This window comes from Maribacter sp. Asnod2-G09, assembly GCF_045063795.1.
Taxonomy (GTDB): domain Bacteria; phylum Bacteroidota; class Bacteroidia; order Flavobacteriales; family Flavobacteriaceae; genus Maribacter.
The window spans coordinates 1,711,258-1,737,299 of the sequence record NZ_JBEFOA010000005.1; the positions used below are offsets into that span (position 1 = coordinate 1,711,258).

Here is a 26,042-nt window from a genome sequence, read left to right on the forward strand (position 1 = left end):
TGGTCTATCTTTTATTATATCTCTTTAGTAAAATTGACATAAATAGACCAAATGCAATAATTCTAATTATGTAAATTATACTTAGGTAAACGTCTGAATAATCTGCTGGCTTTTCGATACTCAAAAATATTTGAGGCATTTTCACAAACGAAGTCCAATAACTTGAAATTTCATTTAAATTTCCAAATTTGAATACGTCATAAATTGTCATCAAAAGCCATAACAGTAGTCCTGAACGAAGAAGTTTTATAGTGCTTTCTCCATTTCCCCAAACAAATGCTTGCATTTTGAACCTAAACCATTTTAAATAAGCAAAGAATCTATTCTTACCTTTATATTTATTTCGGTAGTATGCCTCGTTGCTTTTCCAAGATTTTTTAAGATGAGATTCTCTTGCTTCTAGTTCGATTTGTATTGCTTTATTTGCAGATTCAGCGTCTCCTAAACCTTGAAAATTTGTTCTTAATGACCTTGCAAATTTTAATTTAAGATTGTCATAACCAGGAAATCCCGTGTCCAAAATTTCTTCATCAACTAAAGTGTTTTGAAAAGTAGCATAATCAAATTTACAGCCTAAAAACGTTGAACTAGCAAAATTTGAATTTATGAATTTACAACCATTGAAGTTACAGGAATCAAAAACACAATTCCGGAAATAGCAATTGTCGAAATAGGTATGGCTAAAATCAACATTTTTGTATGTGTCAGCTTTTGAGCCGACACGAATGAACAATTTGTTATGATAATTTACTTCAGTTAGAGTCCCATCAATTACTTTGTCGACAATATGTTCCTTACCACTTTCCTTTAAACTACTCATATTTTTAATTCTATTACTGGTGTTTCTCAAATTGGTTACAACAATTGTATATGTGTACAATTACACATATTCGCAAATAGTAAGGTATATATGCAATTGCTATTATAAAATATTTTCAGCTAAAGTGGTAGGGGGAGTGTACTTTACTTGGAACTGCAATATAAAGAAGTTTACGGTATATTTTCTTACGGGTTTCCGTAAAACTGTAAGAAAAATAAAAGAGGTGTAAAGAGATTATAACGAGCTGCGTTTGTAGTTTAAGTTAGAACACCGTAGCACCCACCCCTCAATCCCCTCCCAAGAGGGGAGGTTTTCGTTTTGTTTGCGGGTTTGTTGGTGGTTGGGGAGTTGCGTTTTTATAATGCCAGCGCTCGCCCCGACCCTAAAGGGTGCCATTGCGCAGTTCGGTGTTGATATATCTAAAAAGATGAATAATAATTATAAGCTGTTCCCCTCTTGGGAGGGGCTAGGGGTGGGTGTTTTATTCTATAATTTCATAATCAATACTAAGCTTTCGCAAAGCACGTAATGCAGAACCGGTATTTTTATCATCCAATTCTATGTCAACGGCATCACCTTCTAAAAGTATATCGGTAAGTTCATTTGCTAGCGATGCACTACAGTTAGTTGATATCTCTACAATACAATTGGCAATAGCCCTTCTGTCTGGTCTTGGGGCATCACAAGACAATAAATTGATTTTCATAATGGTAATTTATTTATGCAAGATACCAGTGTTGAGTGAGGTAAAGGGTATAGGTATGCAATTATTCATTTTTAGTCAACGGCTATTCCCTTCTTGAGAGGGGAGGTTTTTGTTATTGGTGATTGGGGAGTTGCGTTTTTATAATACCAGCCGCTCGCCCCAACCCTAAAGGGTGCCCACGCGCAATTTTGAGTTAATTTGATCAATTAGCGCTTCAAATTCATTTATTACTTGATTATTTGTAAATCTAATTTCTGAAATACCAATATCCTGTAGGTACATCGTTCTTTCTTTATCTTTTTCTATTTGTTCTTGTTTTAAATGATAGCCACCATCAATTTCAATGGATAGCTTTAATTTATGACAATAGAAATCTAGCACATAACCTGCAATAGGGTGTTGCCTTCTAAACTTGAAACCTTGTGGTTTAGTTTTAAGATAATTCCATAAAATACATTCTGCTTCGGTCATAGAAGCTCTCAGTTTTGCGGCATTTTTAAATACCGAAGGTGTTGCTCCATGATGCATTCCAGATATGTTTGCTTTATCTTTTTTCATTTCTCCATTGTAGAAAATCCACCCTTTAGGGTTGGGGTAAGATTTTCGGGCTTCTAGTTTGGGTCTGTGGTGTCTACGTTCTAAGGTTAAATAATCTCACACTACTCCACCTTCTTACCATTCATTTCTTGCCCGTTTTGAAATAGAGTTAAACTTTCAATTGCTCCGTTTTCATCTTTAATAAACTGAATTTGAGCAGCAACTTCTTTTAAGTAAAAAGTATCGTTTGATTTGGCGAGAATATCCAACATGGGCTGCCCTGTTGCTTGTGCTTTTAATTGCTTGCCTTCTTTGGTTATGGTAATTTTAAAAGTGGGCATTAATTCATAGACACCAACGTAGCTTTCTAATAGTGCTTCTGGTACTTCGAACTCTTTTGTTAAGTTACTGGTATCGACACCTAATTTTGTAAGCATATCTATGGCATTTTCATTACCAGGATTCATTTCTACCGCTTTTGTGTAGTTCTCAATAGCACCTTTGTTATCGCCTGATATCATTAATGCTTCGGCATAACTATCATATGCATTAGGCGATTTTGGATACGCGTCTACGTTCAGTTTAAAAACTTGAATTGCTTCTTTTGTTTTGTCAGACCCTAATAGTTGATATCCCGTTTGGTTCATCTCATTTTCATTGACATCAAAATCTTTATTATCCTTATTCTTGTTAAAATACGCAACCCCTGCATCAATGCCTTTCGTTTCTATGACCTCTAAAAGTTTAGATGCTAAAGGAGTTTTTGGGAGGTCGTAACTTTTATCGTTTATAATACCAAGAATTGATTGCGTGATTTTACCTAATGGGGCACCACCTGTATTATTTAAAAGCACAATCAGTGACTTGTCTGAAAGCTGTCTTGAAATTTGTGTATTGAATCCGTTAATACCACCACCATGGGTAATTACTGCGATACTATCGGTTGTGTTGCCTAGGGCTTCATTGCCAACCATCCATCCGTAGGCATAATGAAAACTGCCGAAAGCGGGTGTGTGTGGCTTAAAATACATATCCATATATTCTTGGGATAATAATTTATTGGTATACAATGCCTGGTCCCATAGATATAAATCTTCTACGGTAGCGTATAGCGAGCCTGCACCATACGGAATAGACATATCTAGGTAAGGTGAATTGATAAATCCGTTTCCATTATTCTCGTAACCTGTTGCTCTATTTTTTAGGATTTCTGAATGATGATCGAATCCGGATTCCTTCATGCCTAATGGAAAAAATATCTTCTCGTCTAGCATTTCTTCATACGTTTTACCGGATAGTTTTTCAATAAGCACTCCCAATAAAAAATAACCGGAATTACTGTAATTGAACTTTTCGCCGGGAGTAAACTCTAGCTCCATATCTTGAAACTTTGTAGTAAACTCTTCTGGAGTATAGGGATCGCGACTATCCTCTTCAAAAAACTTAGGAAATGAAGTGTAATTAGGTATGCCAGCTGTGTGGGTTAATAAATGATGGGTGGTAATTTTGTCACCGTTTTCTTTTGGGTACTCTGGTAAGTAGGTAGAAATAGGTGCCTGCAGATCTAGTTTACCTTCTGCTGCCAATTGTAGAATAAGCATGGCGGTAAATTGTTTGGTCACAGAACCTAGGCGATGTTTGGTGTTGGGGTTGTTGGGGATATCCCATTCCATATTCGCCATACCGTATCCCTTTTTAAAAATGACTTTCCCATCTTTGGCAACAAGTGCAGAGCCATTGAATTTAGTATAGGCTAGATACTCTTTTAGAAGCTCATCTATTTGTTCGGTTTTCGTTTGTCCGAATGCCATGGAGCCCGTAAATAATAATACGGAAATGCCTAGAAGAAGTGTTCTGATTAAAATGTGTTGTGATGATTTCATGATGTTCGTTTTTTTATTGATTGGCTATTTTGCTGCAACGTTATTTTTACTTTTTATTCTTATAAATGACTCCGTTTTTCATAACAAACTTTACATCTTCTAAAGTGGAGATATCATTTATGGGGTTGGCATCTACGGCAATAATATCTGCCAGTAAACCTTCTTTTACTTCACCACGATCAGTAAGCCCTAGCATTTCTGCACTATTGGTAGTAGCGGTTTTAATTGCTTCTTTAGTACTCATGCCACAGTCAATCAATGCTGCGAATTCAATGGCATTTTTACCATGAGGGATTATAGGGGTATCTGTACCAAAGGCAATTTTTACATCTGCTTTAATAGCTTTTGTAAGGTTCTGTTTAGCAATAGGCATCACATAGTTTGCTTTGCCGGCCATAACAGGATCCATTTTGTCGATCATAGGCTCGATAATGGTAGCGAGCCCTCTTGTTGGTACTAGGTAAACACCATTTTCTTTCATTAACTGAATACCTTCATCATCAATAATAGATCCATGCTCAATAGAATACACACCAGCTTTAATAGCTTCTTTGATACCTTCGGTACCATGTGCGTGGGCGGCAACTTTTATATGGTGTCTTGCAGCTTCATCTACAATGGTTTTCATTTCTTCATTACTTAGCTGTTGTGCGCCAATGGCATCTTCCATAGAAAGAACACCCGCAGTAGCATGCATTTTAATGAATTTTGCTCCGTGCTTAATTTGATAGCGTACCGCTTCAATGGCATCATATTTTCCGTTGATGATTCCGTCATTTGGACCAACGGTTACTAAACCTTCAGCCAGCCCCAAAGAAATATCTCCGTGTCCGCCACTTATAGAAATCATATGTCCCGATGGGATTATTCTAGGTGCGGCGATCATCCCTTTATCAGAAGCTTCAGAAACGGCAACATCAATAAGCTCTGGTGTTATGTGTAATTGCCCTATGCTTCTTATGGTAGTGAAACCGGCCATTAAAGTTTTTTCTGCGTTGACCACAGCCCTTACAGTACCTTGACTAGCACTTTCCTTATAGACATAGTCCCAGCTGCCTCTAAAATCGCCATCTAAATGCACGTGCATATCCATAAGTCCCGGTAATAGTATCTTACCCGTTAAGTCTATGGTTTCTAAACCTTCCGGCAATACCTTTGGATTAATAGATTTAATGGTTCCGTTTTCGATGAGCAGATTAGCCGGAGAAATTAATTTTCCGGTTCTAACATCTAAATACGAATCTGCTTTTATCAGTTTAGATTGGGCATGAATGGAAATTGTAATAGTGAACAATAGTACTAGTAACAAGAGGTTTTTCATTTGAAAATGTTTGATTTTGATGGTCTTTATTTGAGTTAGATTATTTTATATGAAAGTAGTGAAAATAAGTTGTTTACGTTGCTTTTTTTATTGAAGAAGTAGCGTAATATTATCGCGGCACCCACCCCTTTATTCCCCTCCCAAAAGGGGAGAATTTCGTTTTTTGGTTGCGGTTTTTTTAATTGTTGGGGAGTTGCGTTTTTATAATGCCAGCGCTCGCCCCGTCCCTAAAGGGTGCCCACGCGCAGTTTGTTATTGATATATGGTCTTAATCTAAGAAGTCTAATTAATGTAAGAAACTGTTCCCCTCCTTGGAGGGGCTAGGGGTGGGTGTTTTTAGTTAGAATGTTCAATGAAATCTTCATCCTCCGATTACCCACCCCTCAATCCCCTCCCGAGAGGGGAGGTTTTCGTTTTTAGTTGTGAGTTAGTTGGTTGTTGGGGAGTTGCGTTTTTATAATGACGGCGCTCGCCCTGACCCTAAAGGGAGCCCACGCGCAGTTTGGTGTAGTTATGTGGTCTTAATCTAAAAAAGTTAATTACAAGTCAGAAACTATTCCCCTCCTTGGAGGGGCTAGGGGTGGGTTCTTAATGGTTACAGTGTTTATCAAAACCCAAAAATCCGCTTTAAAGAAATGTCTTTAAAGCGGATTAAATATTAATCTCATGCTGTTACACGAACAGCAAAATAATGGTTAGAACGATACCGCCAAGTGAAAAGTATAGTCCTTTTTTAAATACAGTAGTTTTAGGCATGAACATCCAAAAAGAGGAGACTACGAAGAATAATAGTGAAAGTCCGAAAAATATGTTCAGAAAATATACAGGGCTATTTGTGGTTGCCTTATGCAGGTGTTCCATCTTATCTAAAATAAAAGGAAGCTCCATTTTTTTAATGGTAGCCATACCTGTTACTGTATTGTATTCACCTTGCTTAAAGTAAACAACATCACCTTCTGTCTTTTGAGGTTTTACACCGCCTTTAATTCGCAATGCACCACTAAGCTCAGCGGTTTTTAAATTTGGTTTTAGTTGTTGTTCTATGATTTTTTCACTTTTTAGAAAGTCTGTATTTCTATAGATCATTATGATTCCGCTAATAGAGTACATTGCCATGATACCGGCTAAAAAGAAACCTAGGTATCTGTGTATAATTCTCATGCGTAAACTTGTAGTCATTTTCATGTGGTCACTTTTTGAAATTTGGTTTTGCTTGCGCTAAAATAGGCACATATTTTTATAAGTGATTAAGACATCGTTTGGAATGAAAGGTTTAATGAGAAAGATGCTAAAAAAGAAAACCCCAAAGAGAAAAATCTCTTCGGGGCTATCTCCGTTGTTTGGTATTAGTAATTATTTGAATCCTATTTCTTTTAGTCCGTCGTGACTAATTTTAATAGCATCTAACGGTTTTAATCCGTCGAAAGTCATATCCTGTTCAACCATATAATACTTCATGCCTGAAAGCTCTTTATTAGCTAGAATGTTTTGAAAGCCGATAGATCCTTTGCCTACAGGGGCAAACCTTCCTTGCTCATCCATATCTTTTACATGCCAGATTTTAAAACGACCTGGATATTTGTTGAAATAAGCGATTGGGTTGGCGCCAGCTTTGGTTACCCAAAATAAATCCATTTGAAAGTTTAATAATTTTGAATCTACATTTTCTAACAAATAGTCTATTGGTACAATTCCGTCAGTATTCTTTTTGAATTCAAAATCGTGATTGTGGTATAATAACTTTAATCCAGCTTTGTTAGCTTTCTCACCAAGAGTGGTTAGAATTTTAGCTAAATCTTCTACAGTACCGGTCATGCCCATTGTTCTATCTTCTTGGTTGAACGTGAACATACCCATTGGCGGGATTGGAACTACAAAATATTTGAAGCCTGCAGTCTTAGCATCAGCCATCATCTTATCGGCATTGTCAAGAGTTACTGCGCTTTGGTGTGTGCTAATCGGCTTTAATTTTAGAGATTTTAATAAGTCTTTAAAATCTGCCGGAGTCATACCATAATACTTGCCGTCTTCGTACCCTGCAGCTTCGATATTTTTATAACCTGCATCAGATACGGCTTGTAAAGTTGCTTTAGCATCGGTACCCATATCGTCTCTAACAGTGTAAAGCGCAAGACCGCCAAATTTCTTTTGAGCGTAGGTTGTTAAAGTACCGAACATAAGAGCTGCGAGAACGGTACATTTTAAAAAGTTGTTAAGTGTTGATTTGTTCATTGTTGTTGTTAGTTTAAGTATGTAATATTATTTAAAACTGTATAGGTATGGAGCTTTGTGGGCTTTACCTTCAAAAAGCTTTTCATGTCGTTGTAATATATCTAGAGACAACATTTTACGTTGAAAACTGGTTCGCCTTAGCGTTTGGTCTAAAAGAGCTTCGAAGACTTGTTGTAATTGCTTCATTGTAAATTTTGCAGGAAGCAGGTTCATACCTATTATTTTCTCACTAATGTTATTGCGAAGTACCTCAAGCGCTTTTTCTACAATCTCGTTATGATCCATCATTAGTTTGGGTACGCTATTAATGTCGTACCAATCAATACTATCTGAAAGGTGATCGGGTTTCGGATTAACATCTTCGTAGTTGATTAGTGCATAATGACCCACGGTAATAAAGCGGTCCATCATCCATTCATTTTTCTCTAAATTCTTGTTGTTTGCTTCTAGAATACGACGTGTGGCAGCTGGGTCGGTTCTATCTAATTTTCCGAAAATTTGAAATTGATCTAAGAACACATTTTTTAGTCCGGTGCGTTCTTCTACACCTTTATTTACTGCATCTTGTAAACTTTCGTTTTTTTTGATATATCCCCCCGGAAGTGCAAATAAACCCGTGTTGTGGTATTCTAAAATAAGAATTTTTAGATTTATTCCATTGAATCCAAAAATTACACAATCATAAGAAAGGTTAGGAATGAATTTCTTATTTTTAGGGCCTTTCATTAGTGAATTTGATAAATTTCAGTTGTCTTTATCAAATAAAGCACAAAAAAACATGTAATCAAAGAATTATTGTCATAAAGTGAGACAATAGAATTTGACTATTACATATTAAACTAGTAATTATTTAAAATGCAATAGTCAAAAAACTGTTTTCTATTCTAATAAGTCGCATGTAGCACGACTGTAAATATATCGCTTCTACCTTTTAAATACTCAGGTGATGCGTATTAATGATTTACAATTATATTGAATTTACCTTTTCTTTTCCGAGTTCAACTGCACGCTCAAATGCTGCGAAAGCTGCTTCTTTTATAAGTTCACCTACATTGTTGTTTTCCATAGAATCTAGTGCTGCACGAGTAGTACCGCCTTTACTAGCAACCTTGTCCATCCAAGAATTTGGTGATAGTTCATTTTGGTTGAAAAGTTCAATAGCTCCCGTAAATGTTTGTGCGACCAAAACTTTAGATACATTTGGTGTAAAGCCCATTTTTAGTGCAGCTTCCATCATGCTTTGCATAAAGTAAAATACATAAGCCGGACCACTACCAGATATACCGGTAGAAGCGTCAATGAAGTTTTCATTGCTTACTTGAATAGATTTACCCGTAGTGTCTAACAAACTTTCAATCGTTAACAGTTCAATACGCGTTACTTCTTTTGAGGCTACGAATGACGTTAGTCCTCTACCAATTGATGCTGGTAGATTCGGCATAGCGCGTACAATTTTTGTGAGTCCTGTTAAGTTTTGGATAGTATCTATAGTAACACCGGCCATAATCGAAATAACAATTTGACCAGGTTTTACAAGCGGATTCAGTTTTAAGAAAACACTTTCGGCGTGATATGGTTTTACGGCAATAAAAATAATATCTGCTTCTGGAGCACACTTCTTTAAATCATCAAAAGCATCGAATTGCGGATTCTCTCGTAGTTCTTCTAACTTCTCTTCAGAAGTATCGAGCACCATGATATTTCTCTTTTTAAGTAATTTCGATTTCGACATGCCCTCTGCATAAGTCAATCCCATATTGCCGGCTCCTATTACTAGTATTTTCATGAATTCAATTTTAATTATTGGATAATATGTATGATTATATAATTAGATAAATAGCATTTTTTCAATAGCGTTATTCTTACGCCTGTAATAAATTTGTCTGTAGGTGTGCAGGGTTTTTATGGGGATACCCAAAAAGTATTTCGTGATCGAGGTCACCTTTGACTTTTTGAGTCCGTTACGTGTTCTGTATAATTCTTTGGTATTGCTTTCTCTTTTAATGTAAATAAGTTTCATGTAATGGTATTTAAAACAGTAACATAACAAATGCATTACCAACTCCTAATTAGAGCTGTTAAGCTAATGTTATACTATTATAAGTGGTTAAAATGAATGTTGGAAAATATTTTTCCTAGTGATGATAAATACTGATTTAATAATTAAAGATAGGCGCGTAATAACTCGGTATTCGATGTACGTCTAAGAGATTTAATTCCCTTATCTTTTATTTGTCGTACGCGTTCTCTAGTAACATCAAAGACTTCACCTATTTCAACAAGACTCATTGCAGGCCCGTTGCCTAAACCAAAGTAAAGCCGTAAAACATCACCTTGTCTTTCTGGAATTTTTCTCAATACTTGATTGATGTCCGTTTCTAATGATTCGGCCATCATTTCTTTATCAGGACTATTTAGTTTTGTAGACTCTAACACATTATATAACGATGAAGATTCCCCGTCTTTAAAAGGAGCGTCTAAAGAAATAGATTTTCCCGAATTTTTCATGGAGCTTTTTACTTTAGAAACGCTAATATCTAATTCAGATGCAATTTCAGAAGCGCTTGGTGGTCTTTCATTAGCTTGCTCCAATGCAGAATATACTTGATAGATTTTTGAACTGACCGCAATTTTATTTTGAGGAAGACGAATAATACGAGATTTGTTGGATAGCGCTTGAAGAATAGATTGTCTAATCCACCAAACGGCATAAGAGATAAATTTAAAACCTCTAGTTTCATCAAAACGTTTAGCTGCCTTAACCAATCCTAAATTACCTTCGTTAATAAGGTCGGTAAGGCGCAGACCTCTACCTTGATACTGCTTAGCGGCAGATACCACGAACCTTAAATTGGCACTCACCAATTTGTCTAGCGCTTTCTGATCACCATTACGAATTTTCTGAGCCAGTTCTACCTCTTCGCTTGCAGTAATTAAATCTATTTTACTGATTTCTTGAAAATATTTTTCTAATGATTTGGCATCTCTGTTCGTAATTTGTTTGGTGATCTTTAGTTGTCGCATAGATTATTTTTAAGTTCATATATAACATACTATAATTTCGTTAAAATGCAAGAAAAAGACACCTTTTGTGATAAGTTTGGTTAATTTAAAGGGTTTTTTGCTTGATTTTGAGTGAAAATGAGCTGTTTTTGAAATATTTGAATTTTGGTAATTTTTACTGGTTTACTATTATGTTGATCATGTCATACATAACAGTGCACTTCAAATTTTATAGAGTTAATTCTATAATGCTAAAATTGGTTTATTTGACGTTTTGATTTAAAATACGTTTTCCAAAAATGTTAATCTTTATGACGTATTTTTATTGATGTTTAATGTAGACGTTTATCTAATTATAGATCCTTATGAATAAAGAATTTCATTTTCTTGATGATGGTGGCGAGATGGGTAAGTTAATGCGCGAAAAAGATTGGTCGTTGACTCCACTTGGTCCGCCAGTAGGGTGGCCGCAGAGTTTACGTACTACTATTAATATTATTCTGAATTCTCCTTTTCCAATGTTCTTATTTTGGGGCGACACCCTAAAAGGATTTTATAATGATGCCTATAGACCAATTTTAGGTGTAGATGGCAAACACCCTAAAATTTTAGGTTTAAACGGAGCAGAGGCTTGGTCAGAAATATGGAAAGATATTTACCCCATGCTTAGCGTAGTTACCAAAAAGGGAGAATCCATTTGGAGAGAAAATTTAATGATTCCTATTTACAGGAACGGTAGGATGGAAGATGTATACTGGACATTTAGTTATAGTCCCGTTAAAGATGAATCTGGTAACGTATCTGGAGTATTAGTTATTGTAACAGATACTACAGAGGCTGTTTTGGCAGAGCGAAGGTTACGAGAGAGTGAGCGCAGATTTAGAGAATTGGCAGACCTATCTCCAGTTTGGATTTGGATTACCGATAATGAGATAAATATAGAATATTCGAATAAGGCACTATTAGATTATGTAGGCGTAGAAAACGAATCTGAATTTACAGGGCAAGTTTGGGTAGATGTGGTTCATCCTGATGATTTAGACGTGGTATATTCAGGCTTCGGAAAAGCATTAGAAGATCAAACTGGTTTTACATTAGAGTATAGGGTTAAAAATAATAGCACCGATAAATATGAGTGGTTTAAGGTTTTAGGTGTTCCCAAGTTCGAAGAAGGTAAAATGATAGGATTTATTGGCACGGGTATGAATATTGATAAGCAAAAATCATTTGCAGATCAATTAAAAGAAGAGGTAGGTAATCGTACGAGACAGTTGGCCGATAGTAATTTAAAGCTTGAGGCTATGAATAAAGAGCTTCAGTCTTTTGCCTATATTTCTAGTCACGATTTACAAGAGCCTTTACGTAAAATTCAAATGTTTTCAGAGGTACTGATGGAAAACGAATTTGATAAACTTTCCACTTCTGGAAAGACTAAATTCGAAAAAATACAATCTGCCGCAAATAGAATGCAATCGCTCATAAATGACTTGTTATCGTACTCGCGTACAGATACCGAAAAAAGGATTTTTGAAACGGTCGATTTAAAAAATCTTGTAGAAGATGTTAAAAACGATTTAGGTGAAGAGCTTCATAAAAAGAATGGTACCATAACTATCGTAAATTCAGTTGAGATTGAAATGGTGAAATTTCAATTTCGCCAATTAATGTACAATCTGCTATCTAACTCCATTAAATATTCAAAAAGCGACGTGCCACCGGTGGTCACTATAGAAATTGAAATAATTACCAATGCGAATACCATAGACGAAAATCTATTAAATGATAAAGAATATGTTCAAATTACGATTACCGATAATGGTATTGGTTTTGATGAACAGTTCTCAGAAAAAATATTCGAAGTATTTCAACGATTACACTCCAAACAAGAATATGTAGGTACAGGTATTGGCTTGGCAATTGTAAAGAAAATTGTGCAAAACCACGCTGGGGTCATTAGTGCTTCAGGTGAGTTAAACAAGGGATCTGTCTTTACTATTATACTTCCTAGAAAACAATAAATAGCATCTAGTTTCTTATTTACATCTTTTACCATACACTCGATTTTATTAATTGAGTAAAGTGTGTATGTTATTGTAATTCATATAAATAGATATATTAAATTTATTTTTATTGAGTTAAAGCATATTTTTTTAAGGGTATTATTTGGGTGAATTCGAATCTATTTTTGAATTATGAACACTACAATTACAAAATCGGCAGGTATGGGTGCTATCATAAATGATGGTGCTGTAACCTTTAGAGTATGGGCTCCTAATGCAAAGAAAGTCTTCGTTGGCGGAAGCTTTAATAACTGGGCTAAAAAAGATATTTCACTTGAAATAGAAGATAATGGGTATTGGTCTGTTATTACAGATCAGGCATCAGAAGGCGATGAGTATAAATTCTTTATTGAATATAAGGGCGAACTTTTATCGAGAAACGATCCGTATGCTTTTGAGGTCACTAATAGCAACGGTAATTCTATCGTTAGAACCTTAGATTTTGAATGGGACGATACCGATTTTAAAATGCCAAGCTGGAACGAGTTGGTTATATATGAACTTCATGTAGGTACTTTTAATCGTTCTTCACCGGATGCCGTTGGTACTTTTGAAGATGTAATCGCCAAGCTCGACTATTTAAAAAATTTAGGAATTAACTGTATTGAATTATTACCGGTTGCTGAGTTCGCTGGTGGAATATCTTGGGGATATAATCCTGCTCACCCATTTGCAATAGAGCAAGATTATGGCGGACCAGATGCATTTGCTGAATTGGTCAATGAAGCGCATAAAATAGGAATTGCAGTAATAATGGATGTGGTATATAATCATTTTGGACCATCAGATGTAGATTTATGGCAATTCGATGGGTGGAGTGAAAATGATAAAGGCGGAATTTATTTCTACAATGATCATAGAAGCGATACCCCTTGGGGCGACACTAGACCAGATTATGGTAGAGAAGAAGTACGTCAATATTTACGTGATAATGCCTTAATGTGGATAGAAAAATACCATTGTGATGGTTTACGAATGGATGCCACTTCGTACATACGTTATGAGGGCGGAGGGTTAGGCTACGATACTGAGATTGAAGAAGGTAATATTTTAATGAGGGATATAAATTCAGAAATTAGAGAGAAATATCCTCATGTATTAACCATTGCAGAAGATTTAAAAGGCGATAGTAGGGTTACCGATGCTATAGAGCATAATGGGCTTGCATATGGTTCACAATGGGATATGAATTTTGTTCATCCAGTAAGAGAAGTCATAGAAGATACCCATGACGACAGTAGAGATCTACAGAAAATAGTTGATGCCTTAGAATTTAAGTATAGTAATGATGCCTTTTGCCGTATTGTATATACCGAATCTCATGATGAGGTTGCCAATGGTAAAGCGAGGGTTCCAGAGGAAATTCAACCAGGTGATGCAGAAAGTGATTTTGCCAAGAAAAGAGCCATATTAGGTATGGTATTAACACTGACAGCACCAGGTATACCAATGCTATTTCAAGGTCAAGAGTTTATTGAAGACGAATATTTTCAAGACACCGAAGGCTTAGATTGGGAAAAAGAAGAAAAGCACAAGGGTATAGAAAACTTGATCAGCGATATTATTAAGTTAAGAACAGGAGAAACTGAGGGTGGTAAAGGGTTAAGAAGTCAGCATATAGAGATTTTACATAATAACCACGAAACTAAAATATTGGCATATAACCGTTTCGACGGTAATGATCCAACAGAACCGGTTCTTGTAGTTTTGAATTTTAGCAATCAAGATTACCAAGACTATGGTATTGGTTTAAATGAAAACGAACCATTTGAATTAAAGATTAATGCGGGTAGTAAAATCTACGATAAAGATTTCTCAGAATTACCGGTAGATACTGTTGAAGTAGTAAAAGAAAGTACCGACGCTAAAACCTGGACAGGGAAAATAAACATTCCGGCTTATGGTGCGTTGATTTTTACGAAATCTTAATCATCTTTCTGTTATTTATTACTGTAGAAGAATTTTTTGTAGTCTAAAACTTACAATTAAAATGTTTTTTAAGTTGAGTTTCAAAAGTGCTAATAATTTATTGTATTTTGTTATATAATGTTTTTCTAAAATAATAATTTTACAAACTTTTATGCAGAGAATTAATTGTGTTTATTAAATGGAATATAGTTTCATATATAGCCCTGAAAAAATGGTTAATGAAGTGTTTAGAAAAACAATGATTGCTGCAGAAGTGAATTTTGAAATGTTGCAAGATGGGACCATTAAGTTACCTAAAGATTTAAGTGATGAAAAGCTTAAATCTATTCAGATTGAGCTTGAAGGTTTTGGTATAAAGATTCAAACAAGAGAGAATAGAGATATTGTAGAAGAGATAAAAATCTACATAAAGAAAATGGTTTATGAGGGTGATATTAGAAATGTAAAAATGTCAGAATCGCTTTCCGATCAGTTGGGTTTTAGTTATCCATATCTGTCAAATCTATTTTCTAGTAAAACGTTCACCTCAATAGAGAATTTTTATATATTAGTGCGCATTGAAAAAGTAAAGGAGTTGGTACTATTGGAAAATACAAGTTTAAGTGAAATTGCACATGACTTGAATTTTAGTAGTGTTCCTCATTTATCAAATCAGTTCAAAAAAGTTACTGGGTTAACCATTACTCAGTATTTGAAGTTTAGAAAAAAGTGAGAAGAATGGTTCTTCTTTCAATACATGAAAATTGAAAATGGATAAATTAAGAATACTACTCGTTGACGATGACGAAGACGACAGACAGTTTTTTGCCGATGCATTGGAAGGAATCGAATTGAATACAGATTTACACCAGTTAGAGAATGGTAAAAGCTGTATGGAATATTTACTGACCGATACAGACAATACTCCTGATTTGGTGTTTCTAGATTTGAATATGCCAATTATGAATGGGTTTGAATGTTTAGAAGCAATAAGACGTACTCCTCATTTAAAAGATTTATTGGTGGCTATTTATTCTACATCTTCTGCAGAAAGAGATATAGAAGAAACTTTTGAAAAAGGAGCGAACATCTATATTAAAAAGCCTTCTAGTTTCAATGAACTTAAAAAATCACTAAAACAAGTGGTTAAAATGAACTGGGCATATCATTTAAATGATTTTAAGAAAGAGAATTTTTTATTGAAAATATAAGGTCTCAAATAAAGCTATAGTAAAAAAGTTGTTTCATTCGGAACAACTTTTTTTGTTTTAGCACCAAGCAAGTCGCATAATTATCGGTTAATTCGCAGTACCTTAACTAAGGTTTGAAAAGTGATATAGTATGAAGAATAATTTAGCAGATGATATTTTTAGAACAATGGTCGATAATGCCGACACTGCTGTATTATACACTGAGTCATCTGTGCCTAATTCTTTAAATGCAAAAGAATATCTTGTTAATTATGCGAACCAAAAAGCACAAGGTTTCTTTTCTATCTCAAATGATACTAATCAAAATCAATCTTTAGAAGAAATTGTAAAATATGATGAACTTCTTATTTTGGCCAATAAAGTTCTGAAAACAGAAGAAGATGAGAACTTTAATATCATAGTAAAAGAAGGAGATAATATACTTAATTATCATGTTAGAATTAGATTGTTTAATAAAGGACTATTGTTTGCCTTATCGTTAATTAAGCCAAAGTTTATTACAGATAAAGAATCTAAGCTTCCTTTAGGTACACTACAATCTAGAAATAGAGAACTTGAAATTTCTAATCTTTTTGGTATACGAGTATTAGATAGTAATGATAGTATTATCTCTTATCTAAAACCAATTTTTAATAAGAAAGGCGATGTTGAAGACTTCCGTATAGATTATATTAATAATCGAATGGGTGAAATTGCCAATGATGATTCAGGGTTTATTGAAGGGCAGACCATACTCGAGTATTATCCTAAGAATGCGGAAAACGGAGTTTTAGAGATTCTAGCAGATGGGTATCTGTCTGGTGAGAATAAAGAATATACAAAAGAATTTATTTTTGATAAAGAGCCTGTTTGGTTGACCACCAAGGCAGTAAAAATGAACGATGGTCTAATACTATTCTCTAAAGATGTAACGCAAGAGAAGGCGTATGAAGCACAATTGTTTATACAGAACAGATTACTTTCAGAGGCTGAGCATGTAGCCAATATTGGTAGTTTTCGTTGGAATTTAGCTAAGGAGCAAATAAAATACTCAGACAATGTATACAGGTTGTTTGGCTATGACCCTAATGAGTTTGATGATAAGTATGATCGCTTACTTACATTTTTGCATCCGAATGATTTTGAGAAGGTGAAATCTAGTTTTAAAGCGGCTAGAAAGAATAAATCTAAAACTGATTTAGTTTTTCGTGTGTACACAAAATCTAAGGAGTTGAGGTATATGAACACCATTGGCGAATGTTACCAGAAAGAAGGTAATTGGTATATGGTAGGTGTTATTAGAGATGTTACCAAGCAAATAGAAGCAGAGTCTGTATTACAGATTAAGAATACAGAATTAAAAAGAACCAATGCCGATTTAGAAGCCTTTAACCGGGTGGCCAGTCATGACCTGCAAGAACCACTTCGTAAAATTCAAATGTTCGTTAGTCGGTTAGATGAAGAAGAAGAGGGTCGGTTAAGTAATCGATCACAAGGCTACTTATCTAAAATAAAGTACTCTTCAGATAGAATGCGTAACCTTATTAATAATCTACTGTCTTATTCTAAAATAGACGAGGTGGGCGAACAACCAAGGCGCGTAGACCTTAATGATGTATTAAATAATGTTCTTGAAGATTTAGGGGAACGTATAAATGATTTAGATGCTCAGGTAGCGTCTGTGAGTTTACCGGTAGTAAACGGTATTCAATTTCAGTTAGAACAGTTATTTGCCAATCTCATTGGTAATTCACTCAAATATGTAAATGAAGGAGTACAGCCCAATATTCAAATTATAGGTAGTATTGTTAGTGGCGATAAAAGTTTGGTAGAAAGTTTATTGCCAAACATAAATTACGTAAAGCTACAATTCATAGACAATGGTATAGGATTCGAAAAAAAGTATCAAGAGAAAATTTTTGAAATATTTCAAAGACTTCATGGTAAGACAGAATTTTCAGGTACTGGTTTGGGCTTATCTATCTGTAAAAAAATTGTTCAATCGCATAACGGTACCATCACGGCAAAAGGCGAGTTGAACAAAGGTGCTGAGTTCACCGTTTATCTTCCAACCTTATTATAGGTTTTACCAGTGTAAAATATACCCTTCTTAAAATTGTGTAACAGCTTCTAAAAATGTTGTAACAGATTTACATTGCGTTGGCCGCATCTTTGTATCAACAAGAAATGTAAGCCTTTATGAATAATCTTCAATATGCTAGAGTAGGTAATGTAAGACGAAAAGATTCTTATGACCAGACTTTAAATGTACAGAGTAGTACTCCTGGTTTTTCCGAAAACTTTAAAGCACAAGAGGCTTCATTAAATAATAACCATCTAAATAATATATCATGCAAATAGTTCATAATCAGTTAAGTCATTTCAATAATATTTTAGGAGGAAGTATCTCTAGTTTTCAAGGAGATCGTATTCTTCAATACGATAATGATAAAGGTACAGGTAGAATACAGACCGTTTCATTAGGATCAGGAATTTCTTATACCGAATATGATTTGGATTTGAACGATGATTTCAATTTCGATTTAAAGTTGGATGAGAATCGTAGTTTATACTTCATTTATTGCTTAGAAGGTAGTTTTAGATTTTCAAAAGGTAAAGAGACTAGTAAAGTAGAAGCTTTACAAACAGTAGTTATTGGCGGTTCTAATGAAACTATTAATATTAAACTAAGAGAGGCTACAAAATCTAACTTGTCTATTATTAAAGTAACACAAGACGGTGAGTCATTAAGTAAGAATGTTAACAATAATGAATTATATGAGCAATTGTTTGCTTCGTTTTTAAATGAAGATGGTAGTGCACACATAGGTACATTCAACCTTAAAATAAAAGAACAATTATTACAGATTAGGTCAATTACCCAAGTAGGTTTGGTAAGAAAGCTGCTTATTGAGGGTATTGTAAACTTTACATTAGCATTAGAGATTTTACACTGTAAGCAAGATATTGAAAATAGCGGTCAAGTTTCGACTATGCTAACAAAGAAAGAGCTGTTAAGAATTGAAGAAGCAGTAAATGCTATTAAGAGAAAACCAGAATTTCCTTATACAGTAACCGATTTAAGTAAAGAATACGGTCTTTCGCCAACAAAATTACAAGAAGGATTTAAAGTAATGGAAGGTACAACGGTAACCAATTTCATTAGAAATGAGCGTTTGATACTAGCGGAAGAATTAATACAAACATCTGACATGAACATTTCAGAGATAGTTTATTCTATAGGGTTTACAAGTAGAAGCTACTTCTCTAAAATCTTTAGAAACAAATTTAAGTGTACGCCAAAAGCATACTTAATGAACATTAGAAACGTATCTATTTCAGCATAGAAAAACATATATGAAAAAGATGAAGCCAGCTCAATAGAGCTGGCTTTTTTGCTTTATTATTTTAGGGAAATACTTTTTTAAGGATTGAAAAATTTAAACAGGAAAGTACTTTTAGCTAAAACCTAAGTAAGATTGTACATATAAAATGATAATATGGAGAGTATATAATAACTAGGTTAAATAGAAATAACGAACTCTTTTTCGTTTCTTTCAGAATCATTTACATAGCGTAGACATTTGTGTAAAAGTGTTTTAAGCTGGTTGTATGAAGAAGGTTTTTGTAAATATAAAGAAGCACCCATTTCATTTAAACGTGTAATCTCTTTAGGGTGATAAGATGTAGAATAGATAATTACGGGCGTATCTGCATATTTCTCTAGGTCACGAATATCTGCAAGACACTCAAATCCGTCCATCATAGGCATTTTTAAATCTAAGAATATAACATCTGGTTTCTCATCAGTATTTGATAGTAAACCTGCCATTAGGTCTACACCATTATTAAATTCAGAAATTTTAGTCTGTATAGGAATCTCTCTTAGTGCATCAGAAAAGAAAGTTCTGTCATCACTATCATCGTCAGCTAGGAAGACATTTAGTAAATTTTTGCTCATGGCAATTAATAATTTAAAACGCTAAAAAATGTTTGTTCAAAAAGACTTTGATTTAAAATTTCAATCAAAATCTAAAAGCAAGGTAAAACTTAAGGAGCCTACTCTCTAATGCGATTCGTTTAAAAAATAGCTCAATAACTAAAATATAACGATGAGATATGAGCACATATTACTATTTTATGTGAAAATGAGTAACATGTTCTGTAAGCTACATAGGCGGTTCTACTACCATTGATTTAATCTTCTTCCAAAAGTGTTTTGATGTAACATTCGTAGGTTCAATTAAATCTGCCATTAAAATTAGATTTCTCTTGAATTGCTCGTACTCGTATTTGTTAGTATTGTTCTCATCAATGGGGTAGTAGGCCATTCCCCAATTTGGGAATGTTCGCTTGCTTATTTCATCATCAGAGAAAAGAGTGACATTTTTATGGCGAGGATCCATTTTAATCTTGCGGTAAAGTTCTTCTATTCTTACTTTGTTGCCTTCTAACAGTTGAACAAAACGGCCTTTATAATAGATCAAACAACCTGTAATAGCATCACGTTGATTATTAGCACGTGCTTTTTCAAGTAATTCTTCCATTGCTGCGCTGTTAATCTTATCGGTAGCAACAGATTCATAAGTCAATGTATACATCTAAAATGAAATTGGTCTAGTCAGGCAAAAATAATAAAAATGTCAAAAAATGAAAAAGACTTCTTAAATAAGTGAATAAATGGAAGCTGTAGAAAGTGATATAAAACAAAAAAGCCCCTAAAAGGGGCTTTTGAGTGATCGCAGGAGGATTCGAACCTCCGACCGTCTGCTTAGAAGGCAGATGCTCTATCCAGCTGAGCTATGCGACCGACACCATTTTTTCAAATGTGGGTGCAAACTTAGTGATTTTTATAGACTGGTAAAACCAAAATCAATAAAAATTTAATTATTTCTTTTATCTACCTATTTAAGGTTATGAACGACCTTCATACTGGTCAAAATTTTCCCATAACTGATCAAGAACTTTATAGAATATTTCAAACTCTTCTTCAGTGATACCCAGTGTACTAACTTTTCTTAAATCGGTTATAAACGGCATTACTTGTTTTATGAGTGCAGAACCTTCGTCTGTTATTACAAGCTTGTATCTTTTTTGATCATCTCTAAATCTAGACTTTCGTAAGAAGCCTTTTTTACATAATCCGCTAATAACTCGAGAGGTTGTAGCCCTATTCCTAAAATTAGATTTGGCAATATCTGCCTGTGAAGCATCTTTACCTTCTAACTGTACACGTTGTAATATGACCCATTGCTCAATGGTCAAATCAATATTATTCTCTGCAAAAACCTGTAGAAAGGTACTCTGTACTTTTTTTAATGTACGATCAATATATACGCCGAAGCCTTCCGTCCTGTCCATAATCCAAATGTTATTCCTCCAAAAGTAACAGAGTTTATCGTTAATATTGTTGTTAGTGCAACAATAATTAAAAAAAAGTGTATATTTACTACGGATAAATTGGTCAAAAGAAGTAGAAATATGCAACTAGGTTTCAAGAAATATATATTAGAAGATAGCACCTATAAAGGTGGTGGAAAGAAAATTGTTATGCCTGATGGTGTTACGGTACACAAGCTTTCGTCTAATGAGAATCCGCTAGGGTATTCCCCAAAAGTGAAAGAAGCATTAGCTAAAACATTAGACGATTTAAGTTTCTATCCAGATAATACAGATATCAGATTACGTGAAGCATTGGTAAAGGATTTTGATGGTGCTTTAGTTGCCGACAATTTCATTACAGCAAATAGTGGTTCTGAAATTATTGATATGATTTCGAAAGCATTTTTGAATGAAGACGATGAGGTAATTGTGAGTCAGCCATGTTTTCTTCCATATACAGCATTTACCAGATGGATGGGGGCAAAGGCTATCAATGTACCCATGACCGAGAATTATGACTATAATCTAGAAGGTATCATAGCCGCAATCACAGAGAGAACGAAGTTGGTATTTCTAGCATCACCTAATAATCCGTCAGGAAATTACATTCCTATGTCGGAGTTGCGAAGCTTTATAGAGAAATTACCTGAGCATGTTATTCTGGTATTGGATGAGGTGTACAGACATTTTGCAGAAGCAGAAGATTACATTTCTGGTTTGCCTTTTGTAGTAGAAGGTAAAAATGTAATTGCTATAAATAGTTTTTCAAAAACCTATGGTTTAGCAGGTTTACGTGTAGGGTATTGCTATGCTCCGTTAGAGATTAGTAATTACATGCGTAGAATTTGTAAGCCATTTTTACTGTCTTCTTTAGCTTTAGAAGGTGCTATTGCAGCATTAGAAGATGTAGATTTTGTAAATAAAACGGTAGCATTGGTAAAGGAAGAAAGAAGGTTTGTTTTGAACGGACTTGATGCTTTACAGATTAAATATTGGCCTGCACAAGGTAATTTTGTACTAATAGATCCTCCTATCAATGATTTGGAGTTTACGGCGTTCTTAGAACAGCGAGGTATTATGGTACGCCCAGTAGGCAATTTTGGAGCACCGGGAAAAGTTAGAATTTCATTTGGAGTAAGAGAAGCAAATAAAGCACTTTTGGCAGCACTAGAGGTATTGATGAAATCTCAAACCACAACAGCATAAAAAAATTTAATATATATGTTGCAGAAGCAACAATAAACGAAATATAAATATAAAACCCAGAACTATGTCAACAACAACATTAGCACAAAACAATCACAAAGAGGCACAAGATTTTATGCCTATTAATGGTACAGATTATTTAGAGCTGTACGTAAGTAATTCTAAACAAGCAGCGCATTATTACAAAACAGCATTCGGATTTAAATCATTAGCGTATAAGGGTCTTGAGACTGGTAGTAGAGAGTTCGAATCTTATGTATTAGAGCAAGATAAAATTAGGTTGGTATTGACATCTCCTCTAAAAAGTGGAACTGATGTAGGTAGACATATTGACAAGCATGGTGACGGAGTAAAAGTTACTGCGCTATGGGTAGATGATGCTACGTACGCTTATGAAGAGGCAATGAAAAGAGGTGCCAAAAGTTATATGGAGCCTAAAACAGAAAAGGATGAAGACGGTAAAGTCGTTACCTCTGGTATCTATTCTTACGGTGAGGTCGTACATATTTTTGTAGAGCGTAAAGATTACAATGGTACTTTTTTACCTGGCTACCAAAAATGGGAAAGTGATTACCAACCAACTTCTACAGGTTTAAAATTTGTGGATCATATGGTAGGTAATGTGCATGAAGGTAAAATGAACTATTGGGTAGATTTTTATGCTAATGTTATGGGCTTTAAGCAGATTATGTCTTTTGATGATAAAGATATCTCTACAGATTTTACGGCATTGATGAGTAAGGTGATGAGTAATGGTAACGGTCGTATTAAGTTTCCAATTAACGAACCCGCGCCAGGAAAGAAAAAATCTCAAGTAGATGAGTATTTGGAGTTCTATGAAGGTGAAGGCGTTCAGCATATAGCAGTAGCAACAGACGATATTGTAAAGACAGTTTCAGATCTTAAAAGTAGAGGGGTAGAGTTTTTGAACATACCAACTACGTATTATGATGTATTGACGGAAAGAGTTGGTGAAATTGATGAAGATATAGAGTCACTTAGAAAACTAGGTATCTTGGTAGATCGTGATGATGAAGGGTATTTATTGCAGATTTTTACAAAAACTGTACAAGCAAGACCAACCATGTTCTTTGAAATTATTCAACGTAAAGGAGCAACTTCTTTTGGAAAAGGAAACTTTAAAGCCTTATTTGAAGCTATTGAGCGTGAGCAAGAATTAAGAGGAACTTTATAGGTTCAACAAATTTCTTGAGAATCTTAAAATAGATTATTTTTAAAGGAAGTATTCATGAATACCTCGAGGCTAGAACTCGGGGTATTTATAACGAAGCAATTTTGATATTTCGAGGTAAGTCTTGAGGTATTTAATCTCTATTATCGAGTAAAACGAACGTATATGCCTATATATCATAAACAAGGAGCGTTGCCACCTAAAAGGCATACGCAATTTAGAAAACCAGACGGCGAATTGTATTCAGAGCAATTGTTCGGTACCATTGGTTTTGACGGTATGTCTTCTTTACTATATCACCATAACCGACCAACAATGGTTAAGGAGATATTGAAAAGTACCGATGTTTCTCCGAAAATTGCTTTAGAAAAAAATATACGATCGTTGAAGTTGGTCAGTTTTAATGCTCCTGCAAAAGATGATTTTTTAGAGGCTCGTGAACCTTTGTTGGTGAACAGTGATATTATTATTGGAGTAGCAGCGCCACGAAAATCGTTACGAGATTATTTTTATAAGAATACTGATGCTGATGAAATGTTGTTCATTCATAAAGGTACAGGTACGTTACGAACTATTTTTGGGCAGATTCCCTTTGAATACGGAGACTATTTAATTATCCCTAGAGGTACTATTTATCAGATAGATTTTGATGGTGAAGACAATCGTATTTTGTTTGCAGAATCGTATTCTCCTATTTATACTCCGAAGAGATATCGCAATTGGTTCGGACAGTTATTAGAACATTCTCCATTTTGTGAGCGTGATTATAAATTACCACAGAATCTAGAAACGTTTACCGATACCGATGAGCACTTAATAAAAGTGAAAAAGCAAGGGGTCATGCATGAAATGGTCTACATTGGGCACCCTTTTGATGTTGTAGGTTGGGATGGATATAATTTTCCATACGGATTCTCAATTCACAATTTTGAACCCATTACAGGTAGAGTTCACCAACCGCCACCAGTACACCAAACATTTGAGACGAATGCCTTTGTAATTTGCTCTTTTGTACCAAGGTTATACGATTATCATCCACTGTCGATACCTGCACCATACAATCATTCGAATATAGATTCTGATGAAATGCTGTATTATGTTGACGGAGATTTTATGAGCAGAAACGGAGTGCAGCCAGGTAACATATCTCTGCATCCCGCTGGTATACCACATGGTCCACACCCAGGAGCAGCAGAACGCAGCATAGGTCAAAAAGGTTCAGAAGAACTAGCGGTTATGATAGATACGTTCAAGCCATTGATGGTTACCGAAAATGCCTTAAAATTAGACGACGGAGATTACTACAAATCGTGGTTGAATAAATAAAAAAACAAGCACTTGACAACACTAAATACATGGGTGTTAGTACCCGCAAATTCAGATTTTTCTATCTATAATCTCCCTTTCGGAATCTTCTCTGTAAACGGTGAAGCTCCAAAAGCAGGTATTGCCATTGGTGAGAAGATAGTTGATTTGGCAGCAGTATCAGAATTAGGTTTATTAGAAGTCAGTGCTTCTTATTTTCGGCAGAAAACCTTAAATGAGTTTATCGCATTAGGTAAGAAAATAACGAATAAGGTCCGTTTAGATATTCAAAATTTATTGATATCTGAGAATTCTCCACTAAAGAATCATCAAGAAGTTTTTGTATCGCAGCAGGATGCCAAAATGCATCTACCAGTTCATGTAGGCGATTATACAGATTTCTATTCTAGTATAGAACATGCCACGAATGTGGGTAAAATGTTTCGTGATCCGGAGAATGCATTGTTGCCGAATTGGAGACACATTCCGGTTGGGTATCATGGTCGTGCTTCGTCGATAGTGGTGAGTGGTACAAATATTCATAGACCAATGGGTCAAGTGAAAACCAATGAAATGGCAGTTCCGGTTTTTAAAGCTTCAGGAAATTTAGATTTTGAATTGGAAATGGGCTTTGTAGTTGGTAAAAGTACCGAATTGGGCGAACGCGTTTCTACAAAAGAAGCTGCTGAACATATTTTCGGCTTGGTGCTGTTCAATGACTGGTCAGCTAGAGATATTCAGAAGTGGGAATACGTGCCTTTAGGTCCGTTTTTAGGAAAGAGCTTTGCATCATCTATGTCACCGTGGATTGTAACGTTAGAAGCCTTAGAACCATTTAAAGTTCAAGGTCCGGAGCAACAACCAGAAGTCCTGTCGTATTTAAAATATGAAGGAGAAAAGAATTATGACATTCAATTAGAGGTCGGCATGTCATCAAAAACATCAGGTGAAACATCCATTAGTAAGTCTAATTTCAAATACATGTATTGGAATATGATGCAACAATTAGCACACCATACCGTAAACGGCTGTAATTTGAATGTAGGTGATGTAATGGCATCGGGTACCATATCCGGAAAAGATGAAAGTTCATATGGCTCATTATTAGAAATCTCTTGGGGCGGTAAAAAACCATTTGAATTAAAAGATGGTAGCAAACGTACTTTTATAGAAGATAATGATACGGTTACAATAAGAGGTTTTGCAGAAAAAGATGGTAAACGAGTAGGATTCGGACAAGTAACCGGAACCATTTTACCAAGTAAATAAAATAAATTTTTAAATAGCTTAATAGTAG

25 protein-coding genes and 1 tRNA gene are annotated in these 26,042 nt (G+C 34.9%); 11 read left to right on the plus strand and 15 right to left on the minus strand.

The features are described from left to right. Positions 1-4: 4 nt before the first annotated feature. The 11 genes from ACJJVT_RS19440 to ACJJVT_RS19490 form a co-directional block, all read right to left on the minus strand. Complete coding sequence (locus ACJJVT_RS19440; RefSeq protein WP_405400900.1) at positions 5-820, minus strand: pentapeptide repeat-containing protein; 816 nt, start codon at positions 818-820, stop codon at positions 5-7. Positions 821-1,301: 481 nt separating this feature from the next. Next, positions 1,302-1,526, minus strand: coding sequence for a hypothetical protein (locus ACJJVT_RS19445; protein WP_027066067.1), 225 nt, complete (start codon positions 1,524-1,526; stop codon positions 1,302-1,304). Positions 1,527-1,691: 165 nt separating this feature from the next. Next, positions 1,692-2,084, minus strand: coding sequence for an endonuclease domain-containing protein (locus ACJJVT_RS19450; protein WP_405400901.1), 393 nt, complete (start codon positions 2,082-2,084; stop codon positions 1,692-1,694). Positions 2,085-2,185: 101 nt separating this feature from the next. Continuing rightward, on the minus strand, positions 2,186-3,946 hold the full coding sequence (locus ACJJVT_RS19455) for a serine hydrolase (protein WP_405400903.1): 1,761 nt from the start codon (positions 3,944-3,946) through the stop codon (positions 2,186-2,188). A gap of 46 nt (positions 3,947-3,992) precedes the next feature. After that, entirely contained in the window at positions 3,993-5,267 is a 1,275-nt protein-coding gene (locus tag ACJJVT_RS19460; protein WP_405400904.1) for an amidohydrolase family protein, read from the minus strand. Positions 5,268-5,939: 672 nt separating this feature from the next. Then, positions 5,940-6,452: a hypothetical protein gene (locus tag ACJJVT_RS19465; RefSeq protein ID WP_299800684.1), complete on the minus strand. Its 513-nt coding sequence runs from the start codon at positions 6,450-6,452 to the stop codon at positions 5,940-5,942. A gap of 168 nt (positions 6,453-6,620) precedes the next feature. Next, on the minus strand, positions 6,621-7,499 hold the full coding sequence (locus ACJJVT_RS19470) for a sugar phosphate isomerase/epimerase family protein (RefSeq protein WP_405400905.1): 879 nt from the start codon (positions 7,497-7,499) through the stop codon (positions 6,621-6,623). Between the two features lie 27 nt (positions 7,500-7,526). Further along, on the minus strand, positions 7,527-8,225 hold the full coding sequence (locus tag ACJJVT_RS19475; protein ID WP_405400906.1) for an NrtR DNA-binding winged helix domain-containing protein: 699 nt from the start codon (positions 8,223-8,225) through the stop codon (positions 7,527-7,529). A 241-nt stretch (positions 8,226-8,466) separates the two neighbouring features. Further along, positions 8,467-9,285: a pyrroline-5-carboxylate reductase gene (gene proC, locus ACJJVT_RS19480; protein WP_405400907.1), complete on the minus strand. Its 819-nt coding sequence runs from the start codon at positions 9,283-9,285 to the stop codon at positions 8,467-8,469. Between the two features lie 42 nt (positions 9,286-9,327). Then, positions 9,328-9,519 (minus strand): hypothetical protein, encoded by a 192-nt coding sequence (locus tag ACJJVT_RS19485; protein WP_299800687.1) that lies wholly within the window; start codon positions 9,517-9,519, stop codon positions 9,328-9,330. 143 nt (positions 9,520-9,662) lie between these two features. Then, a complete protein-coding gene (locus tag ACJJVT_RS19490) occupies positions 9,663-10,523 on the minus strand; it encodes an RNA polymerase sigma factor RpoD/SigA (protein ID WP_405400908.1) in 861 nt (286 codons plus the stop codon). A gap of 344 nt (positions 10,524-10,867) precedes the next feature. On the opposite strand from ACJJVT_RS19490, the gene ACJJVT_RS19495 reads away from it, so the two are divergent. From ACJJVT_RS19495 to ACJJVT_RS19525, 7 genes are all read left to right on the plus strand, one after another. Continuing rightward, positions 10,868-12,520 carry an ATP-binding protein gene (locus ACJJVT_RS19495; protein ID WP_405400910.1) on the plus strand — a complete coding sequence of 551 codons (1,653 nt, stop codon included), beginning with the start codon at positions 10,868-10,870 and terminating at the stop codon, positions 12,518-12,520. 174 nt (positions 12,521-12,694) lie between these two features. Then, positions 12,695-14,491 carry an alpha-amylase family glycosyl hydrolase gene (locus tag ACJJVT_RS19500; RefSeq protein ID WP_405400911.1) on the plus strand — a complete coding sequence of 599 codons (1,797 nt, stop codon included), beginning with the start codon at positions 12,695-12,697 and terminating at the stop codon, positions 14,489-14,491. 178 nt (positions 14,492-14,669) lie between these two features. Next, positions 14,670-15,203 carry a helix-turn-helix domain-containing protein gene (locus ACJJVT_RS19505; protein WP_405400912.1) on the plus strand — a complete coding sequence of 178 codons (534 nt, stop codon included), beginning with the start codon at positions 14,670-14,672 and terminating at the stop codon, positions 15,201-15,203. Positions 15,204-15,240: 37 nt separating this feature from the next. Beyond that, positions 15,241-15,681, plus strand: coding sequence for a response regulator (locus ACJJVT_RS19510; protein ID WP_073240486.1), 441 nt, complete (start codon positions 15,241-15,243; stop codon positions 15,679-15,681). A 130-nt stretch (positions 15,682-15,811) separates the two neighbouring features. Next, positions 15,812-17,743, plus strand: a complete 1,932-nt coding sequence (locus tag ACJJVT_RS19515) for an ATP-binding protein (protein ID WP_405400913.1) — start codon at positions 15,812-15,814, stop codon at positions 17,741-17,743. A gap of 116 nt (positions 17,744-17,859) precedes the next feature. Continuing rightward, on the plus strand, positions 17,860-18,021 hold the full coding sequence (locus ACJJVT_RS19520; RefSeq protein ID WP_405400914.1) for a hypothetical protein: 162 nt from the start codon (positions 17,860-17,862) through the stop codon (positions 18,019-18,021). Beyond that, positions 18,012-19,007, plus strand: a complete 996-nt coding sequence (locus ACJJVT_RS19525; protein WP_299322781.1) for a helix-turn-helix transcriptional regulator — start codon at positions 18,012-18,014, stop codon at positions 19,005-19,007. The genes ACJJVT_RS19520 and ACJJVT_RS19525 overlap by 10 nt, the downstream gene beginning before the upstream one ends. Positions 19,008-19,183: 176 nt before the next feature. On the opposite strand, the gene ACJJVT_RS19530 is transcribed toward ACJJVT_RS19525, so the two are convergent. From ACJJVT_RS19530 to ACJJVT_RS19545, 4 genes are all read right to left on the minus strand, one after another. Next, complete coding sequence (locus ACJJVT_RS19530) at positions 19,184-19,621, minus strand: response regulator (RefSeq protein ID WP_299322785.1); 438 nt, start codon at positions 19,619-19,621, stop codon at positions 19,184-19,186. 208 nt (positions 19,622-19,829) lie between these two features. Then, positions 19,830-20,261, minus strand: coding sequence for a BLUF domain-containing protein (locus tag ACJJVT_RS19535; protein ID WP_299800698.1), 432 nt, complete (start codon positions 20,259-20,261; stop codon positions 19,830-19,832). Between the two features lie 135 nt (positions 20,262-20,396). Beyond that, positions 20,397-20,470: transfer RNA gene (locus tag ACJJVT_RS19540), tRNA-Arg, on the minus strand. Positions 20,471-20,574: 104 nt separating this feature from the next. After that, complete coding sequence (locus ACJJVT_RS19545) at positions 20,575-21,021, minus strand: MarR family winged helix-turn-helix transcriptional regulator (RefSeq protein WP_299322790.1); 447 nt, start codon at positions 21,019-21,021, stop codon at positions 20,575-20,577. A 120-nt stretch (positions 21,022-21,141) separates the two neighbouring features. Here ACJJVT_RS19545 and ACJJVT_RS19550 point away from each other — a divergent pair, with 120 nt between their 5' ends. The 4 genes from ACJJVT_RS19550 to fahA all read left to right on the plus strand — a co-directional run bounded on the left by ACJJVT_RS19550 (position 21,142) and on the right by fahA (position 26,014). Beyond that, positions 21,142-22,248: a pyridoxal phosphate-dependent aminotransferase gene (locus ACJJVT_RS19550; protein WP_405400915.1), complete on the plus strand. Its 1,107-nt coding sequence runs from the start codon at positions 21,142-21,144 to the stop codon at positions 22,246-22,248. Positions 22,249-22,312: 64 nt separating this feature from the next. Next, positions 22,313-23,443 (plus strand): 4-hydroxyphenylpyruvate dioxygenase, encoded by a 1,131-nt coding sequence (hppD, locus tag ACJJVT_RS19555; RefSeq protein WP_299800700.1) that lies wholly within the window; start codon positions 22,313-22,315, stop codon positions 23,441-23,443. 162 nt (positions 23,444-23,605) lie between these two features. Next, on the plus strand, positions 23,606-24,766 hold the full coding sequence (locus tag ACJJVT_RS19560; RefSeq protein WP_405400917.1) for a homogentisate 1,2-dioxygenase: 1,161 nt from the start codon (positions 23,606-23,608) through the stop codon (positions 24,764-24,766). A 12-nt stretch (positions 24,767-24,778) separates the two neighbouring features. Next, positions 24,779-26,014: a fumarylacetoacetase gene (fahA, locus tag ACJJVT_RS19565; protein ID WP_405400918.1), complete on the plus strand. Its 1,236-nt coding sequence runs from the start codon at positions 24,779-24,781 to the stop codon at positions 26,012-26,014. The last annotated feature ends 28 nt before the right edge of the window (positions 26,015-26,042 follow it).

What these genes read in the sequence shown, in the direction of transcription:
- ACJJVT_RS19495 (WP_405400910.1), top strand. Translation starts at nt 10,868, where the DNA reads ATGAATAAAGAATTTCATTTTCTTGATGATGGTGGCGAGATGGGTAAG.
- ACJJVT_RS19515 (WP_405400913.1), top strand. Translation starts at nt 15,812, where the DNA reads ATGAAGAATAATTTAGCAGATGATATTTTTAGAACAATGGTCGATAAT.
- ACJJVT_RS19475 (WP_405400906.1), bottom strand. Translation starts at nt 8,225, where the DNA reads ATGAAAGGCCCTAAAAATAAGAAATTCATTCCTAACCTTTCTTATGAT.
- ACJJVT_RS19440 (WP_405400900.1), bottom strand. Translation starts at nt 820, where the DNA reads ATGAGTAGTTTAAAGGAAAGTGGTAAGGAACATATTGTCGACAAAGTA.
- ACJJVT_RS19530 (WP_299322785.1), bottom strand. Translation starts at nt 19,621, where the DNA reads ATGAGCAAAAATTTACTAAATGTCTTCCTAGCTGACGATGATAGTGAT.
- hppD (WP_299800700.1), top strand. Translation starts at nt 22,313, where the DNA reads ATGTCAACAACAACATTAGCACAAAACAATCACAAAGAGGCACAAGAT.
- ACJJVT_RS19520 (WP_405400914.1), top strand. Translation starts at nt 17,860, where the DNA reads ATGAATAATCTTCAATATGCTAGAGTAGGTAATGTAAGACGAAAAGAT.
- ACJJVT_RS19490 (WP_405400908.1), bottom strand. Translation starts at nt 10,523, where the DNA reads ATGCGACAACTAAAGATCACCAAACAAATTACGAACAGAGATGCCAAA.
- ACJJVT_RS19455 (WP_405400903.1), bottom strand. Translation starts at nt 3,946, where the DNA reads ATGAAATCATCACAACACATTTTAATCAGAACACTTCTTCTAGGCATT.
- ACJJVT_RS19470 (WP_405400905.1), bottom strand. Translation starts at nt 7,499, where the DNA reads ATGAACAAATCAACACTTAACAACTTTTTAAAATGTACCGTTCTCGCA.
- ACJJVT_RS19450 (WP_405400901.1), bottom strand. Translation starts at nt 2,084, where the DNA reads ATGAAAAAAGATAAAGCAAACATATCTGGAATGCATCATGGAGCAACA.
- ACJJVT_RS19545 (WP_299322790.1), bottom strand. Translation starts at nt 21,021, where the DNA reads ATGGACAGGACGGAAGGCTTCGGCGTATATATTGATCGTACATTAAAA.
- ACJJVT_RS19535 (WP_299800698.1), bottom strand. Translation starts at nt 20,261, where the DNA reads ATGTATACATTGACTTATGAATCTGTTGCTACCGATAAGATTAACAGC.
- ACJJVT_RS19560 (WP_405400917.1), top strand. Translation starts at nt 23,606, where the DNA reads ATGCCTATATATCATAAACAAGGAGCGTTGCCACCTAAAAGGCATACG.
- ACJJVT_RS19500 (WP_405400911.1), top strand. Translation starts at nt 12,695, where the DNA reads ATGAACACTACAATTACAAAATCGGCAGGTATGGGTGCTATCATAAAT.
- ACJJVT_RS19505 (WP_405400912.1), top strand. Translation starts at nt 14,670, where the DNA reads ATGGAATATAGTTTCATATATAGCCCTGAAAAAATGGTTAATGAAGTG.
- ACJJVT_RS19465 (WP_299800684.1), bottom strand. Translation starts at nt 6,452, where the DNA reads ATGAAAATGACTACAAGTTTACGCATGAGAATTATACACAGATACCTA.
- ACJJVT_RS19460 (WP_405400904.1), bottom strand. Translation starts at nt 5,267, where the DNA reads ATGAAAAACCTCTTGTTACTAGTACTATTGTTCACTATTACAATTTCC.
- ACJJVT_RS19485 (WP_299800687.1), bottom strand. Translation starts at nt 9,519, where the DNA reads ATGAAACTTATTTACATTAAAAGAGAAAGCAATACCAAAGAATTATAC.
- ACJJVT_RS19445 (WP_027066067.1), bottom strand. Translation starts at nt 1,526, where the DNA reads ATGAAAATCAATTTATTGTCTTGTGATGCCCCAAGACCAGACAGAAGG.
- ACJJVT_RS19550 (WP_405400915.1), top strand. Translation starts at nt 21,142, where the DNA reads ATGCAACTAGGTTTCAAGAAATATATATTAGAAGATAGCACCTATAAA.
- ACJJVT_RS19510 (WP_073240486.1), top strand. Translation starts at nt 15,241, where the DNA reads ATGGATAAATTAAGAATACTACTCGTTGACGATGACGAAGACGACAGA.
- proC (WP_405400907.1), bottom strand. Translation starts at nt 9,285, where the DNA reads ATGAAAATACTAGTAATAGGAGCCGGCAATATGGGATTGACTTATGCA.
- ACJJVT_RS19525 (WP_299322781.1), top strand. Translation starts at nt 18,012, where the DNA reads ATGCAAATAGTTCATAATCAGTTAAGTCATTTCAATAATATTTTAGGA.